Consider the following 24,221-nt stretch of genomic DNA (forward strand, 5'->3'; position numbering starts at 1 on the left):
TTCCTTGCTCAAAACTGGCGCATAAATTACAATCAGGCTTCCATTACGTCTCACGTAACTGGCGAAAAGTCGCAATCAGCCCCAAAATGGTGCGTTGATCAGGCGGCGAAAGGTGGGCATCCACCGGGAAACGTGAGATTTCAATAGCCGTTCGCCTGGGCAGCCCATCGATGGAAAGCACGAAGAGGCTGCCTGTCCGCTATCGGCGTCCCTCATTCGATCCAGCCTGCCAGTAACAAGTTACTCATTCGATTGGAGTTTTTTCATGTTCGCAAAAGATCACACCCTCGCCAGCGTTGACCCGGAATTGTTCGGCGCCATTCAAAAAGAAAACACCCGCCAGCACGATCACATCGAGCTGATCGCGTCGGAAAACTACACCTCGCCGGCCGTGATGGAAGCGCAAGGTTCGCAGTTGACCAATAAATACGCCGAAGGCTACCCGGGCAAGCGCTACTACGGCGGTTGCGAGTACGTCGACGTCGTCGAGCAACTGGCGATCGACCGCGTCAAGCAGCTGTTCGGCGCGGAAGCGGCCAACGTGCAGCCTAATTCGGGCTCGCAGGCCAACCAGGGCGTGTTCTTCGCTGTCCTGAAACCAGGCGACACCATCATGGGCATGTCGCTGGCCGAAGGCGGCCACCTGACCCACGGCATGCCGCTGAATATGTCCGGCAAATGGTTCAACGTGGTGTCCTACGGCCTGACCGAAGCGGAAGACATCGACTACGTCGCGATGGAAGCGCTGGCCAAGGAACACAAGCCTAAGCTGATCATCGCCGGCGCCTCGGCCTTCTCGAAAAAGATCGACTTCGAGCGTTTCGCCGCCGTCGCCAAAGCGGTCGGCGCCTACTTCATGGTCGACATGGCGCACTACGCCGGCCTGATCGCCGCCGGCCTGTATCCCAACCCGGTGCCGCACGCCGACTTCGTCACCTCGACCACGCACAAATCGCTGCGCGGCCCGCGCGGCGGCATCATCCTGATGAAGGCCGAGCACGAGAAGATCATCAACTCGGCCATCTTCCCAGGCATCCAGGGCGGCCCGCTGATGCACGTAATCGCCGGCAAGGCAGTCGCGTTCAAGGAAGCGCTGCAGCCTGAGTTCAAGGCTTACCAGCAACAGGTGGTGATCAACGCCGACGTGCTGGCCAAGACCCTGATCAAGCGCGGCCTGCGTATCGTCTCCGGCGGTACCGAGTCGCACGTGATGCTGGTGGACCTGCGTCCGAAGAACCTGACCGGCAAGGAAGCCGAAGCGATCCTGGGCACGGCGCACATCACCACCAACAAGAACGGCATCCCGAACGATCCGCAGAAGCCATTCGTGACTTCCGGCATCCGCCTGGGTTCGCCGGCGATGACCACCCGCGGCTTCAAGGAAGCGGAAGCGGAACAAGTCGGTAACCTGATCGCCGACGTGCTGGACAACCCGCACGACGCGGCCACCATCGAGCGCGTCAAAGCGGCGGTGAAGGTGCTGGCTGACAAGTTCCCTGTCTACGCTAAGTAATACGAGACTGCGTCATCCCCGCGAAAGCGGGGATCCATGCCGAGTAACTTCGGCAGCGCGGCATGGGTTCCCTCTTTCGAGGGAACGACGCTAATTTACTCTGCTATTCGCCCATATGAAATGTCCGTTCTGCCAGCATGAAGATACCCAGGTCCTCGATACGCGCGTATCGGAGGAGGGGGACGCCATACGCCGGCGCCGGCGCTGCGGCAAATGCGATAAACGGTTTACCACGTATGAGCGCATCGAGCTGGTGATGCCGTATGTGGTCAAGAAGAACGGCAGCCGTACCGAGTATGCGTCCGCCAAGCTGCGCGGCAGCCTGACGCTGGCGCTGCGCAAACGCCCTGTGGCGGCGCCCGCCGTCGATGCGGCGATCCTGTCGATCGAAGAAAAACTGCTGACCAGCGGACAGCGCGAAGTCGATACCGGCTACATCGGCGAACTGGTGATGCAGGAGCTCAAGCGCCTGGACAAGATCGCGTATATCCGCTTTGCCTCCGTCTATAAAAACTTCGAAGACCTGGCCGAGTTCCAGGATGCGATTGCCGAAGTCGGGCAGGAACGCAAACCGCGCAACAGCTAGCGCACGGCTGGCATACTGCTGGCGCACTTTTGATACACCTCATACTCTCTGCAGTAAGCGCTGCTACCTTCTAGCACAGTCTTCTCGACTTGCGGAGGTGTGCCATGCGCACACGGGCATATTGTTCCGGCTACACCTTGCTGGAAATCCTGATCGCCGTGGTGGTGCTGGCCTTGGGCATCATGGGCGGCGTGGCCTTGCAGATGGCGGCCCTGCGTTCGCGGCACCAGGCGGCGCTGCTGTCGCAGGCGACCCAGCTGGCCACCGCGATGGCCGAGCGCATGCGCGTCAACGCCGGCCAGATGCGCCTGGCCGATGGCGACAATCTCTATCTCACCCTGAATTACGACGTCTTGAACGAGCCGCGTCCGCCGGCGCCGGCGGCGTTGTGCTATGGCGCCGCCTGCGGCAATGCGCAGCTGGCGCTGTCCGATTTGTACGAGACCAAGCTGCTGGTGCGGCAAAACCTGCCGGCCGGGCGCGTGGTGATCTGCCGCGACGGCGGCTTATGGAGCGGCGGAAAATTGCGCTGGGCCTGCGGCGGCGGCGCCGCCGCGCCGCTGGTGATCAAGGTCGGATGGCGCGGCAAGCATCCGGACGGCACGCCGCTGACCGACGACAGCGGCGAGTACATGCCGGGCGTGGCGCTGGCCGTGGGAGCGGTGCGATGAAGCGCGGAGCGAGGGGCGGCTGGAGCGTGGTCGAGTTCATGATCGCGGTGGCGCTGGGATTGCTGATTACGCTGTTGGCCAGCGGCCTGTTCCTGGCCTCGGGCAGCAACTACCGCAATCACAGCGAGAATATGTGGCTCAGCGATGGCGGCCGTTATGCGCTGCAGAGCATGGCGCAGGCGATACGCCAGAGCGCCACCGTCAACTGGGAGAGCGATGGCGCGCCGTTCGAGTTGAATCCGGAGACGCCCGCCGCCATCGACGGCCGCGACGCCAGCAGCATCAGCCGGGCCAGCGACGGCATCAGCGCGCCGCTGCCGCCGGTGGCCAACGGCAGCGACGTGCTGGCCTTGCGGTTTTCCGGCTCGGGCGGCGGCGCCAATGGCGATGGCTCCAGTCTCAATTGCGCGGGCTTCGGCGTGGCGGCGCCGGCCGATGCCGATGCGCGCGGCTGGAGCATCTTCTATGTCGCCGCCGATGCGGGCGGCGAGCCCGAGCTGCGCTGCAAGTATCGCGGCGGCGAAGGCTGGGGCGCGGACGCCATCGTGCGCGGCGTCGATTCCTTCCAGGTGCTGTACGGCGTCGATACCGATACGCCGATGGACGGCGTGCCCAATACCTATCTGAACGCCAGCGCCGTGCGCGCGTTGGACGACGCCCTGGCGCTGGAGGGCGCGACGCCGGCCGAACTGGCGCGCGACCGCCATCGCAAGACGCATTGGAAGCGCGTGTGCAGCGTCAAGCTGGCCTTGCTGCTGCACGGCGACAGCAATTCGCGCGCGGACACGGTGCAGACCCGTTTCGATTTATTCGGCCCGGCCTATTCCGATGCGCATGGCGAGGATCAGGGCGTGCTGGTGCAGGAAGGGCAGTTTCCGCAGGCGCAGCGATACCGGGCGCGCCGGGTGTTCAGCATGACCGTTGCGCTGCGTAACCGGGGTGTATAGATGATGGCCGCGCGGCAGCAAGGGATTGCGTTGCTCATCAGCCTGATGCTGCTGATCTTGGTGATGCTGCTGGGCGTGTCGGCGGCGCAGCTGAGCTTGCAGGGTGAGAAGGCCGCGCGCGGCGAGCGCGACCGGGATGTGGCGTTTCTTGCTGCGGAGGATGCGTTGGCCGATGCGGAACTGGATATCCAGGGCGGGCCGGAAGGGAAAGGGGATCCGGCGCGCGCGGCGGCCTTCGGGCCGGATGCGGCGGCCTTTGCTGCCGCTTGCGGCGGCGCCGATGCGGCCTCGGCGGGCCTGCGTGCGCGGGCGGCGGCCGGCGAGCCGCCGGTCTGGCAGCAGGTGGACTTGTCCGGCACGGAAGATGGCGGCGCCTGCACCGCGACGCATGGGACCTACACCGCCGCCGCGATGCCGACCGGGGAGGGCTTCCTGCCGTTCAAGAAGCCGCGCTATCTGATCGAGCGGATGGCGTGCCGCCTGCCGGGCGACGACGCCTCCGCCGGCGCGCCACCGCATTACTGCTATCGCGTCACGGTGATCGGCTTCGGCGCCAAGCCGGGGACCGAGGTGGTGTTGCAAAGCGTGTTCAGCAAACCGGAGTGAGGAGGTGGGCGATGTGGCGCGTACATGGTTGGGTGGTGGCGGGGCTGCCGCTGATGTGGGTGGCGTGCGCGCAGGCTGCGCCGCCGGTGCTGGAGATCGACAGCCTGCCGGTCGCGGCGGCGTGCACGCCGGCCGGCGGCGCGGGAGCGGCGACCGGCTCGACGTTGCTGCGCCCGGCCGCGCGGGCGGCGGCGGTCGCGACACCGCCCTCGGCGGGCGCCGGCGATCTGTATCGGGCCACGATGGCGCTGGCCGACTGGGGCGGCCATTTCTCGCGCTACGTCTTGCCGGCGGGCGGTGTCGGCGTGGTGCCGGCCCTGGCGTGGGATGCCGGCGCCGTCCTGACCGGCGCCGCCGGCCGGCCGCCCATGCCCGCGCCGGAGCAGCGCAACATCTACACCGCCATCGTCCAGCCCGGTGGCGCGCTGGCCATGGTGCCCTTTACCTGGCAGGCGCTGTCGCCCGCGCAGCAATCGCTGCTGAACCAGTCCGACCAATCCGGCGCGCAACGCCTGGCCTATCTGCGCGGCGACCGCACGCTGGAGGGCAGCCAGTTCCGCCGCCGCAGCAGCGTGCTGGGCGACGCGGTGCACAGCACGCCGGCCTATGTCGGTCCGGTCGACCGCCGCGCCGCCGTCTATCTTGGCGCCAACGACGGCATGCTGCACGCCTTCGACGCCCGCAATGGGCAGGAGCTGTTCGCCTACGTGCCGGACGCCTTGATCGCGCAACTGCACCACCTGGCCGATCCGGCCTACGTTCACCGCGCCTATGTCGACGGCCCCGCCGCCACCGGCGAGGCGCTGATCGGCGACGGCAGGAAAACGGTGCTGGTCTCCGGCATGGGCGGCGGCGCGCAAGGCGTGTTTGCGCTGGACGTCACCGATCCGGCGCGCTTCGCCGATGGACTGGGCGTGCTCTGGGAATTCACCGACCGTGACGACGCCATGATGGGCAACGTCACCACGCTGCCGCAAATCGCCAAGGTCCGCACGCGCGGCAGCGGCGGTGTCGCCACGTACCGCCATTTCGCCATCGTCGCCAGCGGCCTGAATAACTACGCGGCGGATGGCAACGCCGGCGGCGAGGGCAAGGGCGCCTTATTCCTGCTGGCACTGGACAAGCCGCAGGACGCGCCATGGAAACTCAATGACAACTACTACCGGCTGATCACGCCTGTCGCGGAGTCCGCATTGGCGAACGCGCTGAGCGCGCCGGTGCTGCTGGCCGGCAGCGACGGCGCATTGCGCTACGCCTATGCCGGCGACCTGCAAGGCAATCTGTGGCGGTTCGACTTCAGCGGCGGCGCGCCGTGGGCCAAGGCGGTCGGTCCCGGCGCCAACGGCGCGCCCCTGTTTGTCGCACGCGACGCCAACGGTCAACGGCAGCCGATCACGCAGCAGCCCTTGCTGGCCTACGCCAGCGAGCGCGGCTATATGGTGCTGTTCGGCACCGGCAGCTTGATCGAAAAGGCCGACCGCGGCTCCGCGCGCTTTGCGCCGCAGTCTTATTACGCCATCATCGACAGCCTGCAAACTCCGCCGGACATCGTCACCAGCCGGCGCCAGTTGACGCAGCGCTTCCTTGACGGCGCCACCGGCGATGCGCTGCTCGGCATCAGCGGCGCGCGCATGGAGAGCGGCAGCAAGGGCTGGTATGTCGATTTCCTGCAAACGGAAAAATCCGGCGAGCGCAGCATCGACAGCGGCCTGCTGGCGGACGGCGAAGTGCTGTTCAACACGCTGTTGCCCGGCGCCGATGCCTGCGCCGTGCCGCGCAGCAGGACCTATGCGCTGAACGTCCTCACCGGCTTGGCGGACGACCGCGTTGTGACCGCCATCCTGCCCGGTGACGAGCCCATCGTCGGCCTGCTGTTGCCCGACTACGTGCCATCGCCCGCGCTGCTGCCGCAGTCCGCCATCCGCGACGACAACGGTCCTGCGGGACGCATCAATGTCAAAGCCACTGCGACGGTCGTCAATATCGGGGCGGACGGCCCTGTCGTTGCCGGCAGCATGAAGTCGGTGCGGCGCGCCGGACGCCTCAGCTGGCGCGAAGTGGCCAACTGGCGCGAACTGCACGAGGCAGCAAGATGAAGCCCGCCGCCGACGACGGCTTCAGCCTGATCGAACTGCTGGTGGTGCTGGTCATCATGGTCGTGCTGGCGGCGCACGCCTTGCCGGCCTGGCAGCAGCACGTGATCCGCACCAAGCGCGGCGAGGCGCAGTCGGCCCTGCTGAAACTGATGATGCAGGAGGAGCGCTTTCATACGCAGAACAACCGCTATATCGCTTTCGCCGCCGGCGCCACCGAGGCCGAGGCGCGCCACTTCCACTGGTGGAGCGGCGCCCGCCCGCCGGTCAGCGCCTACGAGATCGAAGGCAAGGCTTGCGACGGCGAGGTGATCGAGCAATGCGTGCAACTGATCGCCATGCCGGGCACCGGGCAGGTCGACGGCCAGTTCCGCGACGAGGATTGCCGCCGGCTGACCCTGACTAGCAGCGGCCTGCGGCTGGCGAGCGGCCCCGCCGCAGGTTGCTGGCCGTGAACCGCCGGCATAGCGTGGGCGTGTCGATGGTCGAGCTGCTGGTCGTGCTGGTGCTGGCCGTCATACTGGCTGGCGCCGCCATGTCGTCCTTCCATGAGACGCTACGGCGGCAACGGCTGCGCACCGCCACCAACGACTTGCTGGCGGCCATCGACCTGACCCGCTCGCAGGCCATCGCGCGCGGCAGCAAGGTGCTGATGGCGCCGCTGGAGCCGGCCGGCGCCGACTGGCAACGCGGCTGGCTGGTGTTTGTCGACCAGAACGGCAACCGTCGGCCCGACGCCGGCGAACTGCTGATCTACCGCCACGGTCCCATCGCCGACGGGATCATCGTATCGTCGAGGTTTTCCTCGGGTGCAGCGCCGGCCTACCTTGCTTATAATGCTGCAGGGCGTGCTTGCAGCGCCGGCAACAGCCTGGCCGCACGCTGGGGGACGCTGTCGCTGACACAGGGCGAGGATGTGCGCAATATTAAGATCAACATGCTGGGCCGGGTGCGGGTATGCGACCCGGCGCAGGACCGAGCCAACTGCGATGGTGCGGATTAAGGACAATGTGAATATCAGCAACGATCTCGAAGGCATGACGCTGGCGCTGGAATGGGCCGCGAAAGGGTTGTACACGACGTCGCCGAACCCGCACATCGGTTGCGTGATCGTGCGCGACGGCGTGGTGATCGGCGCCGGCGTCACGCAGCAGGCCGGCTCCGACCATGCGGAAATCCAGGCCCTGAAGGATGCGCAGGCGCGCGGCCACGACGTGCGCGGCGCCACCGCCTATGTCACACTGGAACCGTGCAACCATTACGGCCGCACGCCGCCCTGCTCGGACGCGCTGGTGCGCGCCGGCCTGGGCCGGGTGGTGGCGGCGATGGAGGATCCGAATCCGCTGGTGGCCGGGCAGGGCATGGCCAAGCTGGCCGCCGCCGGCATCGAAGTCGGCACCGGCTTGCTGGCCGAGCAAGCTTATGAATTGAATATCGGCTTTTTCTCGCGCATGACGCGCGGCTTGCCGTGGGTGCGTATGAAAACCGCCGCCAGCCTGGATGGCATGACGGCGCTGCATAACGGCGTCAGCCAGTGGATCACCGGACCTGAAGCGCGTGCCGACGGCCATGCGTGGCGCGCGCGCGCCTGCGCCATCCTGACCGGCATCGGCACCGTCAAGGCCGACGATCCGCAACTGAACGTGCGCGCGGTCGAGACGCCGCGCCAGCCGCGCCGCATCGTGGTCGACAGCAAGCTTGATATTAGCCTTTCCGCCAAGATATTGGAGGGAGGCGGGACGTGGATCGCGGCGGCGGTCGGCCATCCCGAGAAGGAAGCGGCGCTGCGCGCTGCCGGCGCCGAGATCATCATGTTGCCGAATGCGTCCGGCAAGGTGGATCTGCCGGAGCTGATGCGGGAGCTGGGCCGCCGCCAGATCAACGAGCTGCACGTCGAGGCGGGCGGCAAGTTGAACGGCTCGCTGATACGCGAAGGCTGCGTCGACGAGTTGCTGGTCTATCTGGCGCCCACCTTGATCGGCGATGCGCAGGGCATGTTCGCCCTGCCGGCGCTGACGGATTTATCGCATAAACGGAATTTGAAATTTCACGAGGTTCAGCAGATCGGCGCCGATTTGCGTATCCTTGCCCGATTCACTCGTTAAGAAGAAGCTACTCATATGTTTACTGGAATTGTCGCCGCTATCGGCAAAATCGAATCGGTCACCCCGCTGGAAGGCGGCTCGTTCGCGGGCGTGCGCCTGGACATCAACGCCGGCGGCCTGCCGCTGGCCGATGTCGCGCTGGGCGACTCGATCGCCATCAACGGCGCCTGCATGACCGTGGTGGAAAAGGATGACAGCAGCTTCCGCGTCGATGTCTCGCGCGAAAGCCTGAACTGCACCGTCGGCCTCGATACGCTGACCGAAGTGAACCTGGAAAAGGCGCTGACCCTGAGCGAGCGCCTTGGCGGCCACCTGGTCTCCGGCCACGTGGACGGCCTGGGCGTGGTGCGCAAGTTCGAAGCGGTGGGCGAGTCGTGGGAATTGGTGATCGAAGCGCCGCACGAGCTGGCCAAGTTCCTGGCTTTTAAAGGCTCGATCGTGGTCAACGGCGTGTCGCTGACGGTGAACCGCGTCAACGATATCGGCAGCGGCAAGGACCTGGTGTGCCAGTTCTCGATCAACCTGATCCCGCACACCATCGCCATGACCACGCTGAAGCATTTGGTGGTCGGCAAGCAGGTCAACCTGGAAATCGACCTGATCGCCCGCTATGTCGAGCGCATGGTTTCGGTAGGCGCCGCCAGCAAATAAACCCGTCTTGACCTTCCGTATGCACGCTGGTATAAGTGAATCATCTCGTGCGGAGGGTCAGGCCATGCTTGCGACTGAGTCTATCAGCAGTATGAAAGCGGTGGAGTTGCCGGAATTGCCTAAACGGCCACGTATCGAATACGCGACCGGGCGATTCCATACTGACCTCGTCAGCACGGATGGCCTGTGCCTTGCCATTCTTGAAGACACCAGCGAGCTCAAGTACGTGGTTGAGGACCTGCAGCAGTCCATGTCCCAAGGCAATGCATCGACCGGCCTGGTGGTGATTTCGCCGGAGAGCCGCGTGGCCGATTTTGAATTGACGCCGATGCAACTTGCCGATATCGGTATCGCTTTCTACAAAAGCCCCACCTTGATTTTGCGTGACGCTGCGATCAACTATATCAAGCAGTACTGGGAAAACCGCAAGGCGTCGCGCGCCAACCTGCTTAAATTTGCACAGTCGAAGTCCTTATAACATCCCGCAAGGCTGGCTCCCGGCCTTGGGAACAACAATGAGATGAGGGAGCCGTGACCAATCCCGTCCTGGTATTTCATCGTGTTTCCCCCTTTCGTTATGATCTGACCGGCGTCCGCACGGGCAGTGTGCGTGATCAGCTGATGCGTTCCAGTTTGCTGGCGCACGGGCTGATCGACGACAAAATCATCGCGCGCGATCGGCCCTTGTTGATATTGGGCGCTGGCGCCGCTGGCATGAACGCGGCCATGACGGCAGCCAATCTTGGCGTCCCCGTGACGGTTCTGGAGCTGAGGCCGCAGCCGTTTGCCGCGCTCCAGCAGGCGTCGTGGCGCAGGGTGGATCCCACCGAATATGACTGGCCGCAGCCGCATTGGCGGCATGGCAGCTTTCCCATCGCGCCTGGCACCATCCCTCTGATGCAGCAACAGGGGACCGGAACCGCCCTGGTCGCCACATGGATGACGGCATGGCAAGACTGGCTGACGTACTTGAACGGACGGGGCCACCGGGGCCGCATCGACTTGCATCTTTCCTGTGATGCGTGGCATTTCGTCGCCGGCATGAAAGATACGGCTGGCGGCGTCACGGTTCCCGGCCCCTGGCCTGACGGTTCGGCCCACAAGTCATTTTGCGCGGTGCTGTCCTGCATCGGTTTTGGCCGCGAGCAGACCGCCGACAACCGCCTGCCACAAGGATGGAGCGGCTATAGCGGCCCGGCGTTCTGGACCGACGACGATGGCATCAGTAGTGGCGCCAAGTTGCCGCCCCGGGTATCCAGTGTCGTGATTTCGGGTGGCGGCGACGGCGCATTGCAGGATGTCCAGCGTGTTCTGACGATGGGTTACTTCGGCCGCGAACTGTTCGAGAAAATCCAGACGGAAGCCCATGCCGTCAACCCGCGCCTCGACATCGCGCCGCCGTCGCTGTGCGCAGTCATCCTGGCGGCGGAGGATGAAGGCCGGCGCGCCTACGCTTGGCACGGCCCGGCACAGCCGCCCGTCAAGGCGATGAAAAAGTGGCATGAAACCATCGCCGACGCCGTCGCCGTTTTGATGAAGGGGTGGGCGACGACGGACAAGGCGGCTTTGGCGAAGCGTGTCTTGCGCCCGGAAATGTTCACGACGGGTTTGCAGGTGACGTGGCTGACGCGCGAACCGCACCCCAGCTATGCGTATGCGCTGAACCGCTTCCTGGTGCTCGTGCTGGCCGGGCTGGCCGACACCGATGCCAAGGCCGGGAAACGTTTCTTGCGGCGCTACGGCTATGAAATTGACAGTATCGTGCCGTCGTCACCAACCCACGTCTGCACGTCGGCCGCCAATTGCCAGGGGATCGACCATCAGGTGGTCCTCAATCCGGTCGGCGGCGCCGGTTCGACGATCACCGTGACGGCGAACATGATCGTCATCCGCCACGGTACCGAGCCCAAGCCGATGTTGGGCGGCGCGCCGGTGCGCGAGCAGATGACGCCGTTCGACCTGCCGCAATAGGCGGCCATCAGCGTTTCCAGAAAACGGAAAACGGCCTACAGCGCGTGGCGCAGGGCGTGCCGTACGCCTTGCCGCGCGATGTCCAGCCAGATGGATTGAAACGCCGCCATCATGCCCGGATGCTCTGACAGCTTCAGCGCCTTGAACGCGCGGATGTCCATGATCGCGGACGGCGGACCATTGCGGATCAGCGCCCAGTCGGTCTGGTTGATTTGCGGTTCGGTCGCGTCGAACAGGCCGCCATAGGCATCGACGCCGTTCAGGTACAAGCGGAAGCACGCCAGCAGGAAGGCGGCGCGGCGGCAGTCGCGGTCTTGCCGCAGCATGGCTTGCAGCGTCGAGGTGTAAAACACCGGGATCTTGGCGGCGCCGTCGTGCGCCACGCGCGTCAGCTGGTCGGCGATGGCCGGATTGTCGAAGCGCGCCAGCACGCTTTCCTTGTACTCATCCAGCACCACGCCCTCGGGCGGCGCCAGCAGCGGAATCACGTCGTTTTCCATGAAATGCCTGAGCAGCTTGCCCAGGTCCCCGTCGGCCATGGCTTCCGGCACGATGCGATAGCCCAGCAACAGTCCCGGATACGCCAGCAGCATGTGCGAGGCGTTCAGCATGCGGCCCTTGATGGCTTCATACGGCGCCGCTTCGGGCCGCAACTCCACGCCGGCGGCGGCAAAGTCGGGACGTCCGGCGACAAAGCGGTCCTCCAGCACCCATTGCGTGTAGGGCTCGGCCATCGCCGGCAGCAGGTCGTCCACGCCGGTGATCTCGTTCAGGCATTGTTCCCGCAGCGGCGAAATGCCCGGCGCGATGCGGTCCACCATGCTGTTGGGGAAGCTCACCTCGGCGTCTATCCATTCGGCCAGGCCGGCATCCAGCTGCGTCGCGCAGGCCAGCACGGCGCGCCGCGCTGTGTCGCCGTTGCTGCGCAAGTTGTCGCAGGAAACCACGGTGTAGCCGCCCACGCCCGCGTCCCGGCGGCGGCGCAGCGATTCGACGATGTAGCCGAAGGCGGTGCGCGCGTTGTCGCGCTCCGGGGCGATGTCGTAGCCGCCTTCGGTGATGGTCAGCGTGACGATGCGGATCGCCGGATCGGCCAGGCGGCGCAGCACCGCTTCCGGATTGGCCGGCGCGTGCAGGTAGTCGATCATGGCGCCGATGACACGGGTGCCGGTCTGGCCGTCGGCGCCGAATTCGGTCACCGTGTACAGGTGGTCCTGCTGCGCCAGGGCTGCGGCCTTGGTCCGCGCCTGCGGGCTGTTGCCGAGGCCGATGCCGCAGATGGCCCAGTCCGCATGGCCGGGCAGGTGCAGGCAGCGGTCGATGTACGCGGCCTGGTGCACCCGATGGAAATTGCCGACGCCGATGTGGGCGATGCCTGCTTTGAGTGCGCTACGGTCGTAGGCGGGTACGGCGAGCGCGGGATTGCGCCTGGTCAGCGTTGCAATGGTGGTGTTCGATAGTTTATTCATCATGGGTTGCCTCGAAAACGCCATTTCATGGCGAGGACCGAGCAGGCCAGCACCAGCGTGACGCCGTTGTTGATGGCGATGGGCCAGGCGCGGATGCTGATGCCGTAGCACAGCCACAGGAAGACGCCAAAGCAGAACAGTGAGTACATGCCGGTCGATACGCCGCTGGCGGAGCGTCGCCGCCAGATCAGCAGCACTTGGGGGATAAACGCGATGGTGGTACAGAAAGCGGCGATCAGGCCGAGGAGGGTGGAATCAAAATGCATAATTCTCCTTTCATGGCTATTAATAAATCAGTTTGATTTATTAATTAAGAACGAAGTATACTACAAATGAACAAAACCTCTCTTTTTCTGCGGAATTAATATCAAAACTGCAATCCCTAACCTGCGCCGGCTGGGCGCGAACGAGCGCCTGCTGCTGCAGGAAATCCGCCTGCGCGGCAGCGTGGCCAAGGCGGACCTGGCGCGGCTGACCGACTTGAGCACGCAGACCGCGTCGGTCATCATCAACCGGCTGCTCGACGAGCAGCTGGTGCGCAAGCTCGACGTCCTGCGCGGCAAGGTGGGCCAGCCGTCGCAGCCGATCGCGCTGGATCCGGACGGCGCCTATGCGATCGGCATCCAGATCGGCCGCCGCGAACTGGAGGTGGCGCTGATCGATTTCACCGGCGCGCCGCGCTTCCGCGCCGGGATCAGCTACGACAGCCCGGATGTCGAGACCGTCTTTGCGGCGATAGCGCGGCAACTGGACGCCGCGGCCAAGTCGCTGGGGGCGGAGGCCGCCGCGCGCATCTGTGGCGTGGGTGTGGCGGCGCCGCTGAACTTCGGCGCCTGGCAAGGGCTGCTGCGCATGCCTGTGGAGGATGCGCAGGCATGGAGCGGCGTCGACATCCGCCAGCGGATGCAGGCGTTGACCGGCTTGCCGGTGACGTTCGCCAAGGATACGGCGGCGGCCTGCGTGGCCGAGCTGGTGGCGGGGCGGGGGCGCAGCCTCGACAGCTACTTGTACATCTTTGTCGATACGTTGACCGGCGGCAGCCTGGTGGTCAACGGCCGGCCCCATGCCGGCATGCACGGCAACGCCGGCGCCATCGGTTCCATGCCGCTGCGGGCCGGCGCGCGCGGACAGGATGGCGCGCCGATGCAGCTGCTGAGCGTGGCGTCACTGGTCACGCTGGCGTCAAGCGAGGCCTGGCTGGCCACGGCGGCGGATGCTATCGCCTATGCGATCTGCAACGCGGCCTGCCTGGTGGACCTGGATGGGGTCATTATTGACGGCAAGATCGACCGCGCGCTGCTGGCGCGACTGCTGGTGGAAGTGGAAACCGCCCTGCAGCGCTACAACTGGGAGGGCGCGGCCCGTCCGGCGTTGCATGCGGGCGAGGTTGGCGCCGACGCCAAGGTCATCGGCGCGGCCTACCTGTCGCTGCACGCGAGCTTCGCGCCTGCGGCGCGGACGGGAAGCCGCGCCCCGGGCGCTTAGCAGCTACCCCAGATGGTGCCGGTCCAGAGCGATTGATCGTTGAAGGACACGGTGGCTTTGATCCCCTTGAACGGCGGGAAGCCAAAGCGGAAGCCGCAGGTTTCCATGCAAACCTTCACGGTTGAGCCGGATGGGATGGGCAGGGAGACGCCGAAGCAGATGTTGCCGATGAGCGGGAAACCGACGCAAATTTTGCCATTGTCATAGCTGGCGGTAACGCAGGCCGAGATTTGCGCCGCAAGGGTGTCGGGATGGAAGGCAAATACCTGGGTCTGGCCTTGCAGCTGGGCGCCTTCCGGCAGGGCGCTTGCCACCTTGGTCAGGTCGCGCACTTCGTTTTGTTGGTTGCAGTCGCATTTGTTGTCGGACATGGTGAATCTCCTTGAAAGAAATATCTTATTGATCAGGCCTTGGAAAAGGCCCCCGCCATTCACCCTTGGCGGGACAGGTATGCGCGGTATCGCGAATAATTGAGTTATCGCAAATAGCATGCCTGCTGGAAAAGTGGTCTTTTTCGCTCTTTTGTCGTGAAATTCGTGTAAAAAACCATGTTTTTACATGTAAAGCGTCAGTATTGGCATGTTTGATTGACGCTCGAATAGCTGACTGGCGTCCGCAATGTTTGCAAGAAAACCAGAGTGCGGATGAGCTACTGGTCTTTTGCCGGATAAAAGCGGGGTTTTGCGGTGGAGAAGGCGTAAATCCTTTAAAATAGCGGGTTAAGAAACATTCTCGCTAAGCTTTAGAAGGATTAAAAATGTCAATTTCCAGCACCGAAGAAATCGTCGCCGAATTGCGCGCTGGCCGCATGGTGATCCTGGTCGATGAAGAAGACCGGGAAAACGAAGGTGACCTGGTGCTCGCGGCGGATTTCGTGACGCCGGAAGCCATCAATTTCATGGTCAAGCATGCGCGCGGCCTGGTCTGCCTGACGCTGACCGAAGAGCGCTGCGACCAGCTCGATCTGTCGATGATGTCGTCCCGTAACGGCACCGCCTTCGGGACCAACTTCACCGTCTCGATCGAGGCGGCCGAAGGCGTGACCACCGGCATCTCGGCGGCAGACCGCGCCAAGACCATCCAGGTCGCCGTGGCCAAGGACGCGCAACCGTCGGACATCGTCCAGCCGGGCCACATCTTCCCGCTGAAGGCGCAAAAGGGCGGCGTGCTGATGCGCGCTGGCCATACCGAAGCCGGCTGCGACCTGACCGCGATGGCGGGCCTGACCCCGGCCTCCGTGATCTGCGAGATCATGAAGGACGACGGCACCATGGCGCGCCTGCCGGACCTGCTGGAGTTCGCCAAGGAACACGACATGAAGATCGGCACCATCGCCGACCTGATCCATTACCGCAGCCGCAACGAGTCGCTGGTCGAGAAGATCGGCGAGCGTCCGCTGAAGACCGCGCAGGGCGACTTCCGCATGATCGCCTTCCGCGACAAGCCGAGCGGCTCGGCCCACCTGGCGCTGGTGCACGGCCAGATCGAAAAAGGCAAGGAAACCCTGGTGCGCGTGCACCAGCCGGTCTCCATCCTCGACATCCTGGAATCGGAAGCGACCACCCACTCGTGGAACCTGTCGTCCTCGCTGGCGGCGGTCAAGGCGGCCGACAGCGGCGTGATCGTGCTGCTCAATTGCGAAGAAACGGCCGAGCAGTTCTTCGCGCAGTTCGACGCGCTGGGTAAGCCGGAAGGCAAGCCGAAAGGCCGCGCGGCCAGTATGGACCTGCGCAGCTACGGCATCGGCGCGCAAATCCTGCGCGAAGTCGGCGTCTGCAAGATGCAGCTGCTGGCCAGCCCGCGCAAGATGCCATCGATGACCGGCTTCGACCTCGAAGTCACCGGCTACGTTGCCAAACCTAACTAATCCACCCAACATAAAAAGAGGCCCCCCATGACCGTAGGAAGCTACGAAACCAACCTGTCCGGTGATGATCTGCGCATCGGCATCGTGCAAGCCCGTTTTAACGAAGACGTTTGCCACGGCCTGCTGTCCGCTTGCCTGGCCGAACTGAAACACCTGGGCGTGGCCGACGAGGACGTGCTGCACGTGACCGTGCCGGGCGCGCTGGAAGTGCCGCTGGTACTGCAGAAGATGGCCGAGTCGCAGCAGTTCGACGCGCTGATCGCGCTGGGCGCCATCATCCGCGGCGAAACCTACCACTTCGAGCTGGTGTCGAACGAATCGGGCGCGGGCATCACCCGCATCGGCCTCGATTTCGGCATCCCGATCGCCAACGCGATCCTGACCACCGAGAACGATGAACAGGCCGAAGTGCGCATGGCCATCAAGGGCGCCGATGCGGCGCGCGTCGCCGTTGAGATGGCCAACCTGACCATCGCCCTGGAAGAGTTGAACCAGGATCAAGGCGACGACGAGTAATTGAACAGAACACAGAAGAGTAGGTAACAACCATGACAGAGAAGACTTTGCACGCCAACCCCAGCAAGAACCGCACGCCGCGCCACCGCGCCCGTGAGTTTGCGCTGCAGGGTTTGTATCAGTGGCTGCTGAACAATGAAGACGCCGCCACCGTGGTGAACCATATCCGTGCCGCGCACGGCTTCGATAAGGCCGACGGCGAACACTTCACCGTGCTGCTGTACGGTACGATCCGGGATTCCGTGGCGCTGCGCGAGACCTTCGCGCCGCTGGTCGACCGCGGCATCGGCGAGCTGTCGCCGGTCGAGCACGCCGTGCTGCTGATCGGCGCGTACGAGCTGAAGAACAACCTGGAAATCCCTTACCGCGTCGTCATCAACGAGGCGGTGGAGCTGACCAAGTCCTTCGGCGGGATCGATGGCCACAAATATGTCAACGGCGTGCTGGACAAGCTGGCGCCCAAGCTGCGTCCGGACGAAGTCGCGGCCGACAAGAAACGCTGATCCGCAGCACGCGGTATCGTCGGAAGCCACCCAAGGTATCTTGCGGTGGCTTTTTTTATATTTGATTTGACGGGTGGGATGGCGGGCAACAGAATCGCTTGATTTTAAGATAACCTCAAGGCGATATCATCGAACTGACCCGACCTACCGGCCCGCAGGCCTGGAAACGGCGCGGCTGGCTGGCGCTGATCGGCGGCGCGCATGTGCTGGCGTTGCTGTGCTGGCAGGCGCCACAGCGGCCGCTGGCGGCCTCCGTGGTGGTCCACGCGGCGATTAGCTATATTCTTGCGCCGGTGCCGCGTCCGCCGCCGGAGCGGCCGAGGATCGCTCAGAAGGCGCCGGAGCGTGTCCGGCGGCCGCAGGCGCCGATGACGGCGATTGCACCGCCGATCGCGCCCGCCACGGCCCCGCCCGAGTTCGAACGGCAGCCGCAAGCCATCACCCAGGCCCCGCCGCCGGATCCTTTCGCACTGCCAACCAAGCCTGAGGACGATCTCAAGCAGCGCGCGCTGAAAAGCGCTTTCGCCGCCGACCAGCAAGTGCGCAAGGAAGCCTGGACCCAGCGCGACCGGAAAATCGTCAACGACACCACGGCGCTGGCGGCGGCCATCGGCAAGGCCTACGTCGGCGGCGGCAGCGGCGCGATGGAGGAGGTGATCATGGCCGACGGCACGCGCATGACCAAGTGGCGCATGCCGGGCGGCGGCACGGCGTGCTTCTACAAGGAGTCGAACGGCTTCAGCGGCGGCCGCGATCCATTCCGCGATACCGGCAAGATCAAGATCATGTCCTGCCCATAGCGTGCAGGCGTAAAAAAAGCCACATCGCTGTGGCTTTCCTTGTTGCGTCCGCTATCTATCAGAGGCCGGCGATTTGCGTGCCGTTGACCGTTTTCTCGGCCGGGGCCGCAGCGACCGGCGCTGCCGGCTTAGGCGGCGTGGCGGCCATCATCGGCGTGATGGTCGGAACCTTCTTGCCTGCCGAAACCTGCTTCAGGCGGTTGTACTCTGCCAGCACTTTCGAGCCGTAGCCGTCGTCGTGCTCGAAGGCGCCTGCGCCCACATAGATCTTCAGGCCGGCTTCGACGGAACCGCCGCGAGTCACGTAATCTTTGAGGATCAGCGAGCCGACACGGATATTCGCCACCGGATTCAGCGCGGCTTGCAGGCCGCCCATTTCCTGGAACTTGTCGTGGTGTACTTTCGACATCACCTGCATCAGGCCTTGCGCGCCGACCGGGCTTTCCGCGAACGGATTCAGGCCCGATTCAATCGCCATCACCGCCAGGATCAGCAGCGGGTCGAGCTTGATTTCACGCGCCGTCAGGTAGGCGGTGGACACCAGCATGTTGGCGGCGTCGCCCGCTACGCGGTAACGCTTGGACAGCCAGGACGTCACCCATTGCTGCTGCTTCTGCGTGCCAAGCAGGGCCTTTTCTTCGGCGGTCAGCGGGGCGTTGCTGGCGGCTGGCGCGCCGGCGGCCGGCGCTTCCATCAAGGCCGACAGCGGTGGCGCCACGACGGCGACCGCTTCGATTTCTGGTGCCGGGTTCAGGCTGTCGCTCAAGGCTTTGGCCAGATCCGGACGGACAAACAGTACTGCCATTACTACCAAGAGCGTCACACCAAGAATGGTCAAAGTGTGCTGGGCGGTGGTTAACACACCCTTTGCCGAAACGCGCGTCGTGGAGAACCACGCGGCTGGCTGGCGAGCCATGGTGCGGGCAAACATCGTTGCACCGGTGAAGCGATTAATCATAGAGTTCCCCTGAAATGTCCGTAAAAGCGGGTCCCTGCCAGCGTTAAACGCAGCTAACCGGGTGCTCATGCCGTGCATCAGAAATATCATCGTCCGTCGCCGCTGGGAGCGCGCGTTGGACGCCGTCATTGCTTGCTAGAGCTGATCTTTCCCTGAGGTATTCGATACAGTCGCAATACAACTTCTTTCGGGGGTAAGGCAGACGCCTTTTGAAAACACTCCTTAAAATGTCATGTGGAGCCCCGACTCCGTGAATGAATGAGCAACAACTTTATGTGGTTCACATAAGGTCCTGAGACCGTGTCCTCTTCAAGTAGGGCAAATTGTAGAAGCCGTTTTATATCAAGTCAATACTAACGCGATTGAAAGCTATAACTTTTAAATCTAACTTTTCGGCATGTGTGCGCTGGAAAACCAATAAAATCAACTACTTGACCTGTATTTTTAAACAGTACGCTTTAATGTAAGAAAATATTAAAAAACGATGAAATATTCTGATCTGCGAGATTTTATTTCTCAACTGCAACGGATGGGCGAACTAAAACCCATTTTGTTGCCTGTTTCGCCGCATTTAGAGATGACCGAGGTTTGCGACCGTACCTTGCGCGCCGGCGGCCCCGCCTTGCTGTTCCAGAATCCGACCGGTCACAGCATGCCGGTGCTCGGCAATCTGTTCGGCACCGGCCGCCGCGTGGCGCTCGGCATGGGCGCCAACGACGTCAGCGAACTGCGCAAGATCGGCCATGTGTTGTCGCGCTTGAAAGAGCCGGAGCCGCCGAAGGACTTCAAGGACTTGCTGGGCCTGGGCTCGCTGGTCAAGGCCGTATGGGATATGGCGCCGAAGGAATTGCGCGGCGCGCCGTGCCAGGAGATCGTGTGGGAGGGCGCCGATGTCGATTTGTCGAAGTTGCCGATTCAGCACTGCTGGCCCGGCGACATCGCGCCGCTGATCACCTGGGGCCTGGTGATTACCAAGGGACCTAATAAGAAGCGCCAGAACCTGGGCATCTACCGCCAGCAGGTGCTGGGTCCGAACAAGGTCATCATGCGCTGGCTGGCGCATCGCGGCGGCGCGCTGGATTTCCGCGAGCACGCCATACAGAGCAAGGGTAAACCGTATCCGGTGTGCGTGGCGCTGGGCGCCGATCCCGCTACTATATTAGGTGCGGTCACGCCGGTGCCGGACAGCCTGTCCGAATACCAGTTCGCCGGCCTGCTGCGCGGCAGCCGCACCGAGCTGGTCAAGGCCATCGGCAGCGAGTTGCGCGTGCCGGCGTCGGCCGAGATTGTGCTGGAAGGCCATATCTATCCTGATGAAAACCATCCATCGGGCTACGAGCATGCGCTGGAAGGGCCGTATGGCGACCACACCGGCTATTACAACGAGCAGGACTCGTTCCCTGTGTTCACCATCGACCGCATCACGATGCGCCGCGATCCGATCTATCACTCCACTTATACCGGCAAGCCGCCGGACGAGCCGGCCGTGCTGGGCCTGGCGCTGAACGAGGTCTTCATCCCGCTGCTGCAAAAGCAGTTCACCGAGATCACCGATTTCCATTTGCCGGCCGAAGGCTGCAGCTACCGGATGGCGGTGGTGCAGATCAAGAAGCAGTACGCCGGCCACGCCAAGCGCGTGATGTTCGGCGTGTGGAGCTTCCTGCGCCAGTTCATGTACACCAAGTTCATCGTGGTGGTGGACGAGGACGTCAACATCCGCGACTGGAACGAGGTGATCTGGGCGATCACGACCCGTGTCGACCCGACCCGCGACACCACGCTGGTCGACAACACGCCGATCGATTACCTGGACTTCGCCTCGCCGGTGAGCGGGCTGGGCAGCAAGATGGGCATCGACGCGACCAACAAGTGGCCGGGTGAAACCAGCCGCGAATGGGGTACGACGATCAGCATGACGCCGGAAGTGAAAGCACGGGTGGATCAGATTTGGCAGGAGTTGGGCCTGTAGGTTATAATTACGTCTGGCGGGCCCCTGCGCATTGTGGCATGGCTAACCTGGTCAGGTCGGGAACGAAGCAGCCACGGCTATTAACCATAAGTGCCGCAGATCAGGCTCGCCTCCTTCGGGAAATAGAAAAGCTGCCATTAGGCAGCTTTTTTTATTTACTCATCATCCAGCAGGGCCTCGAACGGCCGCTCGCTGGCGACCATCAGCGGATTCTCCTTCAGCAGCGCCGACTCGGGCTTGAGCCTGATCTGGTTTTTGGCGTCGGTGTTATATACCGTGGCGCCGACTTTCAGCTGCGCCGGCTTGTTAAACTTGAACACCACGAACTTGGCGCTCGGCGCGAACAGGCTCAGCGCGCCCGCCATCTTCTTGATCGCATGATTCATCTGTTCGACGCTGCTCATCACCGGCGTGTATTGCCATTGCAGCCCCTCGGGCAGGGTGGTGGTCGCGTCCCAGCCGACGGTGGACTTTTCTTCCTTCGGCAGGCTGGTCATGATCTTGGTGTCGGCCGTCATCCACTTGGCGTCGGGCACCAGCGTCATGCGGAACTCGGGCGACAGCGCCGGCAGCGGCTGGCGGTCGTTGCCGCGCACCGCGGTCAGCACCACGTCCGACGGCTTGTAGCTCTTGTTGTTCGGCTTGATGGTCAGGTACAGGTTGACCTTGTCGCGCTCGGCGGCGGGCATGGCGTAGAAGCGGTCGAGGCGCAGGTCTTCGACCAGCTTCTTATAAGGCACCCATTCGCGCTCGGCGGCGTGCGCGCTCAGGGCCAGGAACAGCACAGGGATCAGGGCGAGTTTTTTCATTTTTGTCATGTTAAAAGAAAAACAAATTGTAAGGCAGGAAGGTGGACTTACCTAATCCGGTCTCGACTTGTTACAATTGCCGCTTTGGCACCCGCTATCTACGGTAAAATCCCAGCATGTCCTATCAAGTCCTCGCCCGTAAATACCGCCCCAAGAACTTCGAGACGCTCGTCGGCCAGGAGCACGTCGTGCGCGCCTTGACGCACGCCTTGCACAGTGGCCGCCTGCACCATGCTTATCTGTTCACCGGAACGCGCGGGGTCGGCAAGACCACCTTGTCGCGCATCCTGGCCAAGTCGCTCAACTGCGTCGGCCCGGACGGAAACGGCGGCATCACGCCGACGCCGTGCGGCGTGTGCGAGGCTTGCACCGCGATCGACGCGGGCCGCTTTGTCGATTACATCGAGATGGATGCGGCGTCCAACCGCGGCGTCGACGAGATGGCGCAGTTGCTGGAACAGGCGGTGTACGCGCCGAGCAATGCACGCTTCAAGGTCTATATGATCGATGAGGTGCACATGCTGACCAACCACGCCTTCAACTCGATGCTGAAGACGCTGGAGGAACCGCCGGAGCACGTCAAATTCATCCTCGCGACCACCGATCCGCAAAAGATTCCGGTGACGGTGCTGTCGCGCTGTCTGCAATTCAATCTGAAGCAGATGCCGCCGGGCCATATCATCGGCCATCTGGAAAATATCCTGGGCCAGGAAGGCATCGCCTTCGAGCAGCCGGCCCTGCGCCTGCTGGCCGCCGGCGCCCATGGTTCGATGCGCGATGCGCTGTCGCTGACCGACCAGGCGATCGCCTATGCGGCCGGCGAGGTGACGCTGGATGCGGTGCAGGGCATGCTGGGCGCGCTGGATCAGTCTTACCTGATCCGCCTGCTCGATGCATTGGCGGCGCAGGATGGCGCCGATCTGCTGGCCGTGGCCGATGAGATGGCCACGCGCAGCCTGTCGTACAACGGCGCCTTGCAGGACCTGGGCACCTTGCTGCACCGGATCGCGCTGGCGCAGACCGTGCCTGCCGCGCTGCCGGAAGATTTGCCGGAGTACGCCGATGTCGTGCGCCTGGCCGCCGCCTTCGATGCGGAAGAAGTGCAGCTGTATTATCAGATCGCCGTGCACGGCCGGAATGAACTTGGTTTGGCGCCGGATGAATATGCGGGCTTCTCGATGACCTTGCTGCGCATGCTGGCCTTTCGGCCCGGCGTAGGCGGGGCGGAGGGGCAACCTGCCGCCGCGCCGGCGATGTCGCGCCAGGCGGCAGTGGCTGCGGTTCGCGCCGCCGCCGCGCCCCCCGCGCGCGCGGCCGCGCATGTACAAGCCAGCCACGCCAGCGTGACGCCGCCGGCCGTGGTCGCCGGCGCCGCCGCCGCGATGGCGCGCGCCGAAGCGCCGGCGCCAGCACAGGCTCCGGCCAGCGCGGCGCCGTCCGCGTGGGGCGCGCCGGCATCGGCTCCCGCACCAACCGCGCCTGTCGCTCCGGCCGCCAGCGCACACGCATTGGCCGCTCCGGCGCCTGTTGCAGCGGCGCCAGCACCCGCCGCCCCCGCACCGGCCGCCATCGCACCGGCCGCAGCCGCACCGGCGCCTGCTCCCGCGCCTGCAGCGCCATCGGGGCCGATGAGTCCAGCCCGCGCAGCCATCAACGCCGCGCTGGAAGCCGCGCGTGCAGCGTCCAAGCCGGGCGCCGCCCGCGCCGCCGCTGCCGCCCGGGAGAGCGGTGTCGCGCCGGACGCGTCGCCAGCCTCGGCAGCGCAGCCGGCGTCATATGCATCGACGCCAGCCGTGCCGCCGCAGCCTGTGCAATCGGCACCGCAACCACCAGCACCTGCCGCGTCTTACACGCCGCCGGCCCCGCCTGCGTCCAGCGCTCAGATGGCGGCCGCGCCGCGCGCGCCTGCACCGTGGGAAGACATGCCACCGGCGGCGAGCATGGGCGGCGACGCTCAAGCTGCCGTCCTGGAGGCGCCTGTCCGTCAAGCCGTGCAGCCTGCGGCGCAAGCAATGCCGCCGGCCGCCGCGCCGCAGTACGCCGCGCCAGCCGCGCAGTCGGTCCAGCAGCAGGCCAGCGATGAAGACGACCTGCCGCCCTGGGTCACCGAATTTTCCGACGACAGCGCCGTAGCGCCGGCGGCCACGCATACCGCACATGCCGCACATGCCGCGCCAGGCGCCGCGCAAGGCGGCTATGCCGATGAAGTGCAAGCCTTCGTTGCGCCACCGCGCGCGGCGGCGGCGCCGGCCAAGGCCCCGTACGCCTACGTTATCACCCCGGTGCCTGAATTGAACTGGGACGGCAACTGGCCGGCGGTCGCCGCCGCGCTGCCGTTGCGCGGCGTGGCCCAGCAACTGGCCATGCAGGCCGAACTGATCGAATGCGGCATCGACGGCAACGCCGTCGTGTTCAAGGTCCGCGTGCCGATCGAAACCTGGCGCACGCCGGGCAACGTCGAAAAACTGACGGCCGCATTGGCCGAACGCTTCGGCCGCGCAGTGCGCGTCGATACCGAACTGGGCGCCGTCTGGTACACCGCCAGCGCCGAAGCGGCCGCGCACCGCGCAGCCTGCCAGCGTGCCGCCGAAGAGACGGTCGCCACGGATCCCTTTGTGAACAGCATGATCCGCGAGCTCGACGCCTGGGTGGTGCCTGGCTCCATCGTGCCGCCGGCGGCGCAAGCCGCTGCATCGGCCTGA

At 64.4% G+C, this 24,221-nt stretch carries 24 protein-coding genes, 1 other RNA gene and 1 riboswitch; of the genes, 20 read left to right on the forward strand and 5 right to left on the reverse strand.

Features of this window, described 5'->3' with window-relative positions; genetic code table 11:
• The first annotated feature begins 44 nt into the window (after positions 1 to 44).
• Positions 45 to 168: riboswitch (ZMP/ZTP riboswitch) on the forward strand.
• A 97-nt stretch (positions 169 to 265) separates the two neighbouring features.
• The 12 genes from glyA to ACEN9F_RS28260 all read left to right on the forward strand — a co-directional run bounded on the left by glyA (position 266) and on the right by ACEN9F_RS28260 (position 11,143).
• Positions 266 to 1,513 (forward strand): serine hydroxymethyltransferase, encoded by a 1,248-nt coding sequence (gene glyA, locus ACEN9F_RS28205; RefSeq protein ID WP_413425554.1) that lies wholly within the window; start codon positions 266 to 268, stop codon positions 1,511 to 1,513.
• A gap of 115 nt (positions 1,514 to 1,628) precedes the next feature.
• Positions 1,629 to 2,099, forward strand: a complete 471-nt coding sequence (nrdR, locus tag ACEN9F_RS28210) for a transcriptional regulator NrdR (RefSeq protein WP_413425556.1) — start codon at positions 1,629 to 1,631, stop codon at positions 2,097 to 2,099.
• Between the two features lie 104 nt (positions 2,100 to 2,203).
• Positions 2,204 to 2,770, forward strand: a complete 567-nt coding sequence (gene pilV, locus ACEN9F_RS28215; RefSeq protein WP_413425558.1) for a type IV pilus modification protein PilV — start codon at positions 2,204 to 2,206, stop codon at positions 2,768 to 2,770.
• On the forward strand, positions 2,767 to 3,717 hold the full coding sequence (locus tag ACEN9F_RS28220) for a PilW family protein (protein ID WP_413425559.1): 951 nt from the start codon (positions 2,767 to 2,769) through the stop codon (positions 3,715 to 3,717). Before pilV ends, ACEN9F_RS28220 begins: the two co-directional genes overlap by 4 nt.
• 3 nt (positions 3,718 to 3,720) lie before the next feature.
• Positions 3,721 to 4,323 carry a pilus assembly protein gene (locus ACEN9F_RS28225; RefSeq protein ID WP_413427200.1) on the forward strand — a complete coding sequence of 201 codons (603 nt, stop codon included), beginning with the start codon at positions 3,721 to 3,723 and terminating at the stop codon, positions 4,321 to 4,323.
• A gap of 11 nt (positions 4,324 to 4,334) precedes the next feature.
• The gene (locus ACEN9F_RS28230; RefSeq protein ID WP_413425561.1) at positions 4,335 to 6,419 is read left to right on the forward strand and encodes a pilus assembly protein; all 2,085 of its coding nucleotides are present in this window, start codon (positions 4,335 to 4,337) and stop codon (positions 6,417 to 6,419) included.
• Positions 6,416 to 6,871 (forward strand): type IV pilin protein, encoded by a 456-nt coding sequence (locus ACEN9F_RS28235; RefSeq protein ID WP_413425563.1) that lies wholly within the window; start codon positions 6,416 to 6,418, stop codon positions 6,869 to 6,871. The genes ACEN9F_RS28230 and ACEN9F_RS28235 overlap by 4 nt, the downstream gene beginning before the upstream one ends.
• Positions 6,868 to 7,419, forward strand: coding sequence for a GspH/FimT family pseudopilin (locus tag ACEN9F_RS28240; protein WP_413425564.1), 552 nt, complete (start codon positions 6,868 to 6,870; stop codon positions 7,417 to 7,419). Before ACEN9F_RS28235 ends, ACEN9F_RS28240 begins: the two co-directional genes overlap by 4 nt.
• A complete protein-coding gene (gene ribD, locus ACEN9F_RS28245) occupies positions 7,406 to 8,521 on the forward strand; it encodes a bifunctional diaminohydroxyphosphoribosylaminopyrimidine deaminase/5-amino-6-(5-phosphoribosylamino)uracil reductase RibD (protein WP_413425566.1) in 1,116 nt (371 codons plus the stop codon). Before ACEN9F_RS28240 ends, ribD begins: the two co-directional genes overlap by 14 nt.
• Positions 8,522 to 8,536: 15 nt before the next feature.
• Entirely contained in the window at positions 8,537 to 9,172 is a 636-nt protein-coding gene (locus ACEN9F_RS28250; RefSeq protein WP_413425568.1) for a riboflavin synthase, read from the forward strand.
• A gap of 64 nt (positions 9,173 to 9,236) precedes the next feature.
• Positions 9,237 to 9,650 carry a hypothetical protein gene (locus tag ACEN9F_RS28255; protein ID WP_413425570.1) on the forward strand — a complete coding sequence of 138 codons (414 nt, stop codon included), beginning with the start codon at positions 9,237 to 9,239 and terminating at the stop codon, positions 9,648 to 9,650.
• Positions 9,651 to 9,703: 53 nt separating this feature from the next.
• The gene (locus ACEN9F_RS28260; protein WP_413425571.1) at positions 9,704 to 11,143 is read left to right on the forward strand and encodes a hypothetical protein; all 1,440 of its coding nucleotides are present in this window, start codon (positions 9,704 to 9,706) and stop codon (positions 11,141 to 11,143) included.
• 35 nt (positions 11,144 to 11,178) lie between these two features.
• On the opposite strand, the gene ACEN9F_RS28265 is transcribed toward ACEN9F_RS28260, so the two are convergent.
• Together ACEN9F_RS28265 and ACEN9F_RS28270 are read right to left on the reverse strand one after the other, a co-directional pair.
• Positions 11,179 to 12,615, reverse strand: coding sequence for a mannitol dehydrogenase family protein (locus tag ACEN9F_RS28265; RefSeq protein ID WP_413425573.1), 1,437 nt, complete (start codon positions 12,613 to 12,615; stop codon positions 11,179 to 11,181).
• The gene (locus ACEN9F_RS28270; protein WP_413425575.1) at positions 12,612 to 12,878 is read right to left on the reverse strand and encodes a SemiSWEET transporter; all 267 of its coding nucleotides are present in this window, start codon (positions 12,876 to 12,878) and stop codon (positions 12,612 to 12,614) included. The genes ACEN9F_RS28265 and ACEN9F_RS28270 overlap by 4 nt, the downstream gene beginning before the upstream one ends.
• A gap of 181 nt (positions 12,879 to 13,059) precedes the next feature.
• Here ACEN9F_RS28270 and ACEN9F_RS28275 point away from each other — a divergent pair, with 181 nt between their 5' ends.
• Positions 13,060 to 14,097, forward strand: coding sequence for an ROK family protein (locus ACEN9F_RS28275; protein ID WP_413425577.1), 1,038 nt, complete (start codon positions 13,060 to 13,062; stop codon positions 14,095 to 14,097).
• On the opposite strand, the gene ACEN9F_RS28280 is transcribed toward ACEN9F_RS28275, so the two are convergent.
• Positions 14,094 to 14,468 carry a hypothetical protein gene (locus ACEN9F_RS28280; protein WP_413425578.1) on the reverse strand — a complete coding sequence of 125 codons (375 nt, stop codon included), beginning with the start codon at positions 14,466 to 14,468 and terminating at the stop codon, positions 14,094 to 14,096. The genes ACEN9F_RS28275 and ACEN9F_RS28280 overlap by 4 nt on opposite strands.
• A 386-nt stretch (positions 14,469 to 14,854) precedes the next feature.
• Here ACEN9F_RS28280 and ribBA point away from each other — a divergent pair, with 386 nt between their 5' ends.
• The 4 genes from ribBA to ACEN9F_RS28300 all read left to right on the forward strand — a co-directional run bounded on the left by ribBA (position 14,855) and on the right by ACEN9F_RS28300 (position 17,783).
• On the forward strand, positions 14,855 to 15,964 hold the full coding sequence (gene ribBA / locus ACEN9F_RS28285; protein WP_413425580.1) for a bifunctional 3,4-dihydroxy-2-butanone-4-phosphate synthase/GTP cyclohydrolase II: 1,110 nt from the start codon (positions 14,855 to 14,857) through the stop codon (positions 15,962 to 15,964).
• Between the two features lie 27 nt (positions 15,965 to 15,991).
• Positions 15,992 to 16,480, forward strand: coding sequence for a 6,7-dimethyl-8-ribityllumazine synthase (gene ribH, locus ACEN9F_RS28290; RefSeq protein WP_413425582.1), 489 nt, complete (start codon positions 15,992 to 15,994; stop codon positions 16,478 to 16,480).
• 32 nt (positions 16,481 to 16,512) lie between these two features.
• The gene (gene nusB / locus ACEN9F_RS28295) at positions 16,513 to 16,983 is read left to right on the forward strand and encodes a transcription antitermination factor NusB (protein WP_413425584.1); all 471 of its coding nucleotides are present in this window, start codon (positions 16,513 to 16,515) and stop codon (positions 16,981 to 16,983) included.
• Between the two features lie 203 nt (positions 16,984 to 17,186).
• Entirely contained in the window at positions 17,187 to 17,783 is a 597-nt protein-coding gene (locus tag ACEN9F_RS28300; RefSeq protein WP_413425586.1) for a hypothetical protein, read from the forward strand.
• A 58-nt stretch (positions 17,784 to 17,841) separates the two neighbouring features.
• On the opposite strand, the gene ACEN9F_RS28305 is transcribed toward ACEN9F_RS28300, so the two are convergent.
• On the reverse strand, positions 17,842 to 18,699 hold the full coding sequence (locus ACEN9F_RS28305; RefSeq protein WP_413427202.1) for a transglycosylase SLT domain-containing protein: 858 nt from the start codon (positions 18,697 to 18,699) through the stop codon (positions 17,842 to 17,844).
• 526 nt (positions 18,700 to 19,225) lie between these two features.
• On the opposite strand from ACEN9F_RS28305, the gene ubiD reads away from it, so the two are divergent.
• Positions 19,226 to 20,710, forward strand: a complete 1,485-nt coding sequence (ubiD, locus tag ACEN9F_RS28310; protein WP_413425588.1) for a 4-hydroxy-3-polyprenylbenzoate decarboxylase — start codon at positions 19,226 to 19,228, stop codon at positions 20,708 to 20,710.
• Positions 20,711 to 20,725: 15 nt separating this feature from the next.
• Positions 20,726 to 20,824, forward strand: an RNA gene (gene ffs / locus ACEN9F_RS28315) — signal recognition particle sRNA small type.
• Positions 20,825 to 20,865: 41 nt separating this feature from the next.
• Here ffs and ACEN9F_RS28320 read toward each other — a convergent pair.
• Positions 20,866 to 21,519, reverse strand: coding sequence for a hypothetical protein (locus ACEN9F_RS28320; RefSeq protein ID WP_413425590.1), 654 nt, complete (start codon positions 21,517 to 21,519; stop codon positions 20,866 to 20,868).
• Positions 21,520 to 21,635: 116 nt separating this feature from the next.
• Between ACEN9F_RS28320 and dnaX the strand changes: the two genes are divergently transcribed.
• Positions 21,636 to 24,221: a DNA polymerase III subunit gamma/tau gene (gene dnaX / locus ACEN9F_RS28325; RefSeq protein ID WP_413425592.1), complete on the forward strand. Its 2,586-nt coding sequence runs from the start codon at positions 21,636 to 21,638 to the stop codon at positions 24,219 to 24,221.

The organism is Duganella sp. CT11-25, from assembly GCF_047302815.1.
GTDB lineage: Bacteria > Pseudomonadota > Gammaproteobacteria > Burkholderiales > Burkholderiaceae_D > Rugamonas.

Coding starts and splice junctions, on each gene's coding strand:
- pilV (WP_413425558.1), top strand. CDS start 2,204: ATGCGCACACGGGCATATTGTTCCGGCTACACCTTGCTGGAAATCCTG.
- ACEN9F_RS28280 (WP_413425578.1), bottom strand. CDS start 14,468: ATGTCCGACAACAAATGCGACTGCAACCAACAAAACGAAGTGCGCGAC.
- ribD (WP_413425566.1), top strand. CDS start 7,406: ATGGTGCGGATTAAGGACAATGTGAATATCAGCAACGATCTCGAAGGC.
- ACEN9F_RS28265 (WP_413425573.1), bottom strand. CDS start 12,615: ATGATGAATAAACTATCGAACACCACCATTGCAACGCTGACCAGGCGC.
- glyA (WP_413425554.1), top strand. CDS start 266: ATGTTCGCAAAAGATCACACCCTCGCCAGCGTTGACCCGGAATTGTTC.
- ubiD (WP_413425588.1), top strand. CDS start 19,226: ATGAAATATTCTGATCTGCGAGATTTTATTTCTCAACTGCAACGGATG.
- ACEN9F_RS28235 (WP_413425563.1), top strand. CDS start 6,416: ATGAAGCCCGCCGCCGACGACGGCTTCAGCCTGATCGAACTGCTGGTG.
- ACEN9F_RS28255 (WP_413425570.1), top strand. CDS start 9,237: ATGCTTGCGACTGAGTCTATCAGCAGTATGAAAGCGGTGGAGTTGCCG.
- nrdR (WP_413425556.1), top strand. CDS start 1,629: ATGAAATGTCCGTTCTGCCAGCATGAAGATACCCAGGTCCTCGATACG.
- nusB (WP_413425584.1), top strand. CDS start 16,513: ATGACAGAGAAGACTTTGCACGCCAACCCCAGCAAGAACCGCACGCCG.
- ACEN9F_RS28270 (WP_413425575.1), bottom strand. CDS start 12,878: ATGCATTTTGATTCCACCCTCCTCGGCCTGATCGCCGCTTTCTGTACC.
- dnaX (WP_413425592.1), top strand. CDS start 21,636: ATGTCCTATCAAGTCCTCGCCCGTAAATACCGCCCCAAGAACTTCGAG.
- ribBA (WP_413425580.1), top strand. CDS start 14,855: ATGTCAATTTCCAGCACCGAAGAAATCGTCGCCGAATTGCGCGCTGGC.
- ACEN9F_RS28305 (WP_413427202.1), bottom strand. CDS start 18,699: ATGGCTCGCCAGCCAGCCGCGTGGTTCTCCACGACGCGCGTTTCGGCA.
- ACEN9F_RS28220 (WP_413425559.1), top strand. CDS start 2,767: ATGAAGCGCGGAGCGAGGGGCGGCTGGAGCGTGGTCGAGTTCATGATC.
- ribH (WP_413425582.1), top strand. CDS start 15,992: ATGACCGTAGGAAGCTACGAAACCAACCTGTCCGGTGATGATCTGCGC.
- ACEN9F_RS28320 (WP_413425590.1), bottom strand. CDS start 21,519: ATGAAAAAACTCGCCCTGATCCCTGTGCTGTTCCTGGCCCTGAGCGCG.
- ACEN9F_RS28225 (WP_413427200.1), top strand. CDS start 3,721: ATGGCCGCGCGGCAGCAAGGGATTGCGTTGCTCATCAGCCTGATGCTG.
- ACEN9F_RS28250 (WP_413425568.1), top strand. CDS start 8,537: ATGTTTACTGGAATTGTCGCCGCTATCGGCAAAATCGAATCGGTCACC.
- ACEN9F_RS28230 (WP_413425561.1), top strand. CDS start 4,335: ATGTGGCGCGTACATGGTTGGGTGGTGGCGGGGCTGCCGCTGATGTGG.